Origin of the sequence: Pantoea sp. ICBG 985 (genome assembly GCF_002928365.1) — a bacterium.
Classification (GTDB): Bacteria; Pseudomonadota; Gammaproteobacteria; order Enterobacterales; family Enterobacteriaceae; genus Pantoea; species Pantoea dispersa.
In genome coordinates, this window is the sequence record NZ_POWM01000012.1 from 24,181 (window position 1) to 31,201 (window position 7,021).

General features: G+C 58.2%; 7 protein-coding genes. 5 read left to right on the plus strand and 2 right to left on the minus strand.

All coding sequences use genetic code 11. The annotated features are described in order from the left end of the window. Positions 1 to 6 precede the first annotated feature (6 nt). The 5 genes from hemE to C1Y42_RS22670 all read left to right on the plus strand — a co-directional run bounded on the left by hemE (position 7) and on the right by C1Y42_RS22670 (position 3,593). Entirely contained in the window at positions 7 to 1,074 is a 1,068-nt protein-coding gene (hemE, locus tag C1Y42_RS22650; protein WP_058769978.1) for a uroporphyrinogen decarboxylase, read from the plus strand. Between the two features lie 2 nt (positions 1,075 to 1,076). After that, positions 1,077 to 1,745, plus strand: coding sequence for a deoxyribonuclease V (nfi, locus tag C1Y42_RS22655; protein WP_058781855.1), 669 nt, complete (start codon positions 1,077 to 1,079; stop codon positions 1,743 to 1,745). 62 nt (positions 1,746 to 1,807) lie between these two features. Next, positions 1,808 to 2,398, plus strand: coding sequence for a YjaG family protein (locus tag C1Y42_RS22660; protein WP_031279834.1), 591 nt, complete (start codon positions 1,808 to 1,810; stop codon positions 2,396 to 2,398). A gap of 188 nt (positions 2,399 to 2,586) precedes the next feature. Next, positions 2,587 to 2,859: a nucleoid-associated protein HU-alpha gene (gene hupA / locus C1Y42_RS22665; protein WP_006121511.1), complete on the plus strand. Its 273-nt coding sequence runs from the start codon at positions 2,587 to 2,589 to the stop codon at positions 2,857 to 2,859. A gap of 68 nt (positions 2,860 to 2,927) precedes the next feature. Continuing rightward, positions 2,928 to 3,593, plus strand: a complete 666-nt coding sequence (locus tag C1Y42_RS22670; RefSeq protein WP_104094432.1) for a DUF1481 domain-containing protein — start codon at positions 2,928 to 2,930, stop codon at positions 3,591 to 3,593. Positions 3,594 to 3,621: 28 nt separating this feature from the next. On the opposite strand, the gene purD is transcribed toward C1Y42_RS22670, so the two are convergent. Further along, entirely contained in the window at positions 3,622 to 4,902 is a 1,281-nt protein-coding gene (purD, locus tag C1Y42_RS22675) for a phosphoribosylamine--glycine ligase (RefSeq protein WP_021508193.1), read from the minus strand. 18 nt (positions 4,903 to 4,920) lie between these two features. Next, complete coding sequence (gene purH / locus C1Y42_RS22680; protein WP_104094433.1) at positions 4,921 to 6,510, minus strand: bifunctional phosphoribosylaminoimidazolecarboxamide formyltransferase/IMP cyclohydrolase; 1,590 nt, start codon at positions 6,508 to 6,510, stop codon at positions 4,921 to 4,923. Between the last annotated feature and the right edge of the window lie 511 nt (positions 6,511 to 7,021).

A 7,021-nucleotide genomic window follows, 5' to 3' on the forward strand; every position in this document is an offset into this window, starting at 1 on the left:
CCCATTATGAGTGAACTGAAGAACGATCGTTATCTGCGCGCCCTGTTACGCCAGCCGGTGGATATCACCCCGGTATGGATGATGCGACAAGCCGGGCGTTACCTGCCGGAATACAAAGCCACGCGCGCTGAAGCCGGTGATTTTATGTCGCTGTGTAAGAACGCGGAGCTGGCGTGCGAAGTTACCCTGCAGCCGCTGCGCCGCTATGCGCTGGATGCCGCGATCCTCTTCAGCGATATCCTGACCATTCCGGATGCGATGGGCCTGGGGCTCTACTTTGAGACCGGCGAAGGCCCGCGTTTCTCCCACCCCATCGCCTGCCGTGCCGATGTGGATAAACTACCGGTGCCGGATCCGGAGCAGGAGCTGGGTTACGTGATGAATGCGGTGCGCACCATCCGTCATAACCTCAAGGGCGAAGTGCCGCTGATCGGTTTCTCCGGCAGCCCGTGGACGCTGGCAACCTACATGGTAGAAGGCGGCAGCAGCAAGGCTTTCACCAAAATCAAGAAGATGATGTACGCCGAGCCGCAGACACTGCACGCGCTGCTGGATAAGCTGGCAGAGAGCGTGATCCTTTACCTCAACGCGCAGATTAAAGCGGGTGCGCAGTCGGTGATGGTGTTTGATACCTGGGGCGGCGTGCTGACCGGGCGCGACTATCGCGAGTTCTCGCTCTATTACATGCACAAAATCGTCGACAGCGTGCTGCATGAGAACGAAGGACGACGCGTGCCCATCACCCTGTTTACCAAGGGCGGCGGCCAGTGGCTGGAAGAGATGGCGGCCACCGGCTGTGATGCGCTGGGTCTTGACTGGACCACCGATATTGGCGAAGCGCGGCGCCGTGTGGGCGATAAAGTCGCGCTGCAGGGCAACATGGATCCGTCTATGCTGTATGCACCCCCTGCACGAATTGAGCAGGAAGTGGCAGGGATTCTGGAAGGCTTTGGCGCAGGCGAAGGCCACGTCTTCAACCTCGGTCACGGGATTCATCAGGATGTTCCGCCAGAGCACGCTGGCGCGTTTGTGGAGGCGGTGCATCGGCTATCACGACCATATCATCAGGGATAAGCATGGATTTAGCCGCACTACGACAGCAACAGGTACAGCTCGCCGCCAGCGTGGTGCGGCAGGATGATTTTGACGTACTGCCGCCGCGCTTCATTGGCGGCGCCGATGTCGGTTTTGAACAGGGCGGCGAGGTAACGCGCGCCGCCCTGGTGATCCTCGAATACCCTTCATTAACGCTGGTGGAGCATCGCATCGCGCGTGTCGCGACCACCATGCCTTACATCCCCGGTTTTCTCTCGTTTCGCGAAATTCCAGCCCTGCAGGCGGCGTGGCAGCAATTGTCGCAGCGGCCCGATCTGCTGTTCGTCGACGGCCATGGCATCTCTCATCCGCGCCGGCTGGGCGTTGCTGCGCATTTCGGCTCGCTGCTGGATGTGCCAACCATCGGCGTAGCGAAAAAGCGCCTGTGCGGCCGTTTCGCTGAGCTGGATGCGGCACCGGGCAGTCGTCAGCCGCTGATGGATAAAGGCGAGCAGATTGCCTGGGTGTGGCGCAGCAAGACGCGCTGCAATCCGCTGTTTGTCTCAACCGGCCACCGCGTCAGCCTCGATAGCGCACTGCACTGGGTTGAGGCCTGCATGGCTGGCTACCGCTTGCCGGAGCCAACGCGCTGGGCCGATGCCGTGGCATCTGGCCGTCCCGCTTTTGTGAAGTGGCAAAATGCGCGCTAACGCTGTTTGTGTGCGGCTTTTGCGGTACACTGCCGCCAGCTAATCTACCGAGAGTAAGTTTGATGTTACAGAACCCCGTCCATTTGCGTCTGGCGAAGCTGGAAAGCTGGCAGCACATGACCTTTATGGCCTGTCTGTGCGAGCGGATGTTCCCCAATTACTGGGCCTTCTGTCAGCAGACCGAGTTTGCCGATCCGCAGCTCTATCGCCGCATTCTCGACCTGGTGTGGGAAAGCCTGACGGTGAAGGATGCCAAAATCAATTTCGACAGCCAGCTGGAGAAACTGGAAGCGGCGATCCCAAACGGTGACGACTTTGACGTTTACGGCGTGCACCCGGCGATTGACGCCTGCGTGGCGCTGAGTGAACTGCTGCACGCGCAGCTGAGCGGTGAAACGCTGGAGCACGCCATCGAAGTCAGCCGCACGTCGATCACCACCGTGGCCATCCTCGAAATGACCCAGGCCGGTCGCGAAATGAGCGACGAAGAGCTGCGTGACAACCAGGCGGTAATTGACGAATGGGACCTGCAGTGGGAGATTTTTCGCCTGCTGGCAGAGTGCGAAGAACGGGACCTGGAGCTAATCAAAGGGCTACGTGCAGACCTGCGTGAAGCCGGAATCAGTAACATCGGTATAATTTTTCAGCAATAAGGCGAGAAAACGTGACTTCAGGCCCGAATTACCGCGCCTGGAGGCTTCACATCAGCCCCCTGTCTGGTCTACATTTGGGGGGCTGAAAATTGTGGCTATCGGTGCGTGCAGGCTGAAGAGTGCCAGAATATGGCTTTTCCCTCGCACTCGTTGCTTAGCAAGCGATAAATACACTTTAAGGATAACTTATGAACAAGACTCAACTGATTGATGTGATCGCAGAGAAAGCGGACCTGTCTAAAACCCAGGCTAAAGCTGCGCTGGAATCTACCCTGGCTGCGATCACTGAGTCTCTGAAAGAAGGTGATGCTGTACAACTGGTTGGTTTTGGTACTTTTAAAGTGAACCACCGCGCTGAGCGTACCGGTCGCAACCCGCAGACTGGCAAAGAGATCAAAATCGCTGCAGCTAACGTGCCAGCGTTCGTCTCTGGTAAAGCACTGAAAGACGCTGTTAAGTAAGTTTTCCGCATCGCGGTTTAGCTTTAAAAGAGGGGCGATTTCGCCCCTTTTTGTTACCGGGGCCTGCTATGCTGAACATCTCTCCTCAGCGCCTCTGCGCCATCCTCCTCGGGGTATTACTCACCGGCTGCAGTGCCACTCCCGATCTTCCGGCCTTCACCGCCAGCGGCTATCTTTCTGACCGTGGCACGGTGCGAATCTGGCGTAAAAACGGCGACCACGAAGCCGTCCATCTGCGTACTGTCTATACCCCTTTCAATGGCGATAGCCGGGAAACTACCGACTATATCTGGCAGGCGGATAAACTGCTGAGTGTGGAACGGCACATTACTGGCCAGCAGCCGGACGACGTAACCCTGCGTTTCGACCATCAGGGCAACCTCAATTTTATGCAGCGACAGCTCGCTGGCCGGCGTGAAGCCGTCAGCGCCGACAGCGTCGAGCTGTACCGGTTTGACGCGCAGCGCATGCTGGCGCAGAGCAATGCACTGCTGAGTGGTCGGGTACTGTTGCGGCAGGGGCACTGGCAGGGCGGTACGCAGGTTCGTGACTGTGAGGGGCAGCAGGTGAATGTGGCGTTCGATCGCGATACGCTGGCGACGCTGTATCGACAGCAGCAGGGGCAGCAACAGCCGATTACCCTGTCGTGGCTGGAAGCGCCAGAGGGGATTCAGCTGCTGCGTGCCACGCCGGAAGATGAGTGCCGCTGGCAGCCGAAAGAGGCTGATTTTTAGCGGCGACCAGCTGGCCGCCGCCGGGGGCTTACTTGCGGTTAATCGCGCGGTAACCAATATCATTACGGCAGAAGCTGCCGTTCCATGAGATGTGCTGCGCCAGCGCGTAGGCATTCTTCTGCGCTGCCGCCACATCTTCACCCAGCGCAGTCACGCACAGTACGCGACCGCCGCTGGTCACCACCAGATCATCTTTCAGGGTGGTGCCGGCATGGAATACCTTCCCGTCCGGTACGTCTTCCAGCGGCAGACCGTGGATCTGATCGCCCGTGTTGTAGTCGCCCGGATAACCGCCAGCGGCCAGTACCACGCCGAGTGACGGGCGCGGATCCCACTGTGACTGCTGCTGATCGAGCTTGCCGTCGACAGCGGCGAGGCACAGCGCGACCAGATCCGACTGCAGGCGCAGCATGATTGGCTGCGTTTCCGGATCGCCGAAGCGGCAGTTGAATTCGATCACCTTCGGCTGACCGGCTTTGTCGATCATCAGACCGGCATACAGGAAACCGGTGTAGGTGTTACCTTCCGCTTTCATGCCGTTGACGGTTGGCCAGATGATCTGATCCATCACGCGCTGGTGGATCTCATCGGTCACTACCGGTGCCGGTGAGTAAGCGCCCATGCCACCGGTGTTCGGGCCGGTGTCGCCGTCGCCAACACGTTTGTGATCCTGGCTGGTGGCCATTGGCAGGACATTATCGCCGTCCACCATCACGATGAAGCTGGCTTCTTCACCATCAAGAAACTCTTCGATGACGATGCGGTGACCTGCGTCGCCAAATGCATTGCCGGCCAGCATGTCCTGCACCGCCGCTTCCGCTTCGGCCAGCGTCATGGCGACGATGACGCCTTTACCCGCGGCCAGACCGTCCGCTTTGATGACGATCGGCGCGCCTTTCTCACGCAGGTAAGCCAGCGCGGGTTCCACCTCGGTGAAGTTCTGGTATTCCGCCGTCGGGATCTGCTGGCGGGCAAGGAAATCTTTGGTGAAGGCTTTTGAGCCCTCCAGCTGCGCGGCCGCCTGCGTCGGGCCAAAGATTTTCAGGCCGGCAGCGCGAAACGCATCGACTACGCCAATCACCAGCGGCGCTTCCGGCCCGACGATGGTCAGGTCGATGTTTTCCTGCTGCGCAAACGCCAGCAGTGCCGGAATATCGGTGGCGCTGATGGCCACGTTCTGCAGGGCCGGCTCCAGCGCGGTACCGGCGTTGCCTGGCGCAACAAATACGGTTTCTGCCAGCGGCGACTGTGCTGCTTTCCACGCCAGCGCGTGTTCACGTCCACCATTACCAATCACTAAAATTTTCATCGTTACGGCTCCAGGCTATTAATGGCGGAAATGACGCATGTCGGTGAAGATCATCGCGATGCCATGCTCGTCGGCGGCAGCAATCACTTCATCATCACGGATGGAACCGCCTGGCTGGATCACACAGGTGATGCCCACTGCTGCTGCGGCATCAATGCCATCGCGGAACGGGAAGAAGGCGTCGGAAGCCATGGCGGAACCCTTCACCTCCAGTCCTTCGTCAGCGGCTTTGATGCCGGCAATTTTGGCAGAGTAAACGCGGCTCATCTGGCCCGCGCCAATACCGATCGTCATGTTGTCGCGTGCATACACAATGGCGTTGGATTTAACGAATTTCGCCACTTTCCAGCAGAACAACGCGTCACGCAGTTCCTGTTCGGTCGGCTGACGTTGGCTGACAACGCGCAGCTGGCTGGCATCGACCATACCGAGATCGCGATCCTGAACCAGCAGGCCACCGTTGACGCGTTTGAAGTCGAGACCGGCCACGCGGCTCTGCCACTGACCGCACACCAGAACGCGGACGTTCTGTTTGGCTGCGGTCACGCGCAGTGCCGCTTCACTGGCCGATGGCGCAATAATGACTTCCACGAACTGACGGCTGATGATCGCCTGCGCGGTCGCTTCATCCAGCTCACGGTTAAAGGCGATGATGCCGCCGAACGCCGAGGTCGGATCGGTTTTATAAGCGCGCTCGTAGGCGGCAAGAATTGAATCGCCTGCGGCGACGCCGCATGGGTTAGCGTGCTTGACGATAACGCAGGCTGGCTCGCTGAACTCTTTGACGCACTCCAGTGCCGCATCGGTATCGGCAATATTGTTGTAGGACAGCGCCTTGCCCTGCAGCTGCTGTGCGGTGGCGACCGACGCTTCGCTGACATGCTCTTCAATATAGAAAGCAGCGTCCTGATGGCTGTTCTCGCCGTAACGCATATCCTGCTTTTTAATAAAGTTGAGGTTCAGGGTGCGCGGGAAGCGGCCAGCCGGCGCGGTGCTTTCGCCGTGATAGGCCGGTACCAGGCTGCCAAAGTAGTTGGCAATCATGCTGTCGTAAGCGGCGGTGTGTTCAAAGGCTTTGATGGCCAGATCGAAACGGGTTTCCAGCGTCAGGGAGTTTTCGTTGGCATTGAGCTCCGCGATGATCGCGTCGTAGTCACTGCTCTTCACCACGATCGCCACGTCTTTGTGGTTCTTGGCTGCCGAGCGCACCATGGTGGGGCCGCCGATATCAATGTTCTCAACGGCATCTTCCAGGCTGCAGTCGGCTTTCGCCACGGTCTGGGCAAAGGGATAAAGGTTAACGACCACCATGTCGATAGGATTGATGGCGTGCTCGGCCATGATGGCATCATCGGTGCCGCGACGGCCCAGAATGCCACCGTGCACTTTGGGGTGCAGCGTTTTGACGCGTCCATCCATCATTTCCGGGAAACCGGTGTAGTCAGAAACTTCCGTGACGGGCAGGCCGGCATCTGCCAGCAGGCGTGCGGTGCCACCTGTGGAGAGCAGCTCAACACCACGATGGGAGAGGGCCTGAGCAAATTCGAGGATACCGGCTTTGTCAGAGACACTGAGCAGAGCGCGGCGTACAGGACGACGTTGTTGCATGGTGGTTTTATCCCTTGGCTTTGTTTCGCGTAAATAAGAGCGTTACATCAGGCTTAACTTTCTCTCTCTATATATAGAAGAGAACATTTACCTCAGGTAACGCCCCAAAAGGGGCATCCTTGACGTCGCGGGGCATTGTAGCGAAAACGTTTGCGCGATGCTCGCCTAAATTTATTACCGGCTGCAGATGTGGATAACTTTGTGTGTAACCGGGTATAAGGCGGGGTTTTGCTGTGGAATGCAGCGAACGATTGTTTTTATTGAATTTAGCGGTTGCGCGTGCCGAACAACTCCCTATAATGCGCCTCCATCGACACGGCACAACGACTTACGGAATGCGGTGTAGACAGGAAGCTTCGTTAAGAACTTCCGCCGGAGAAAAATGCTGAAAAAAGTGTTTGACTCTGAAGGAGGAAAGCGTAATATACGCCACCTCGCGACAGCAGGCCGAACGCCGCGTCGCACCGCTCTTTAACAATTTATCAGACAATCTGTGTGGGCACTCGCAGGA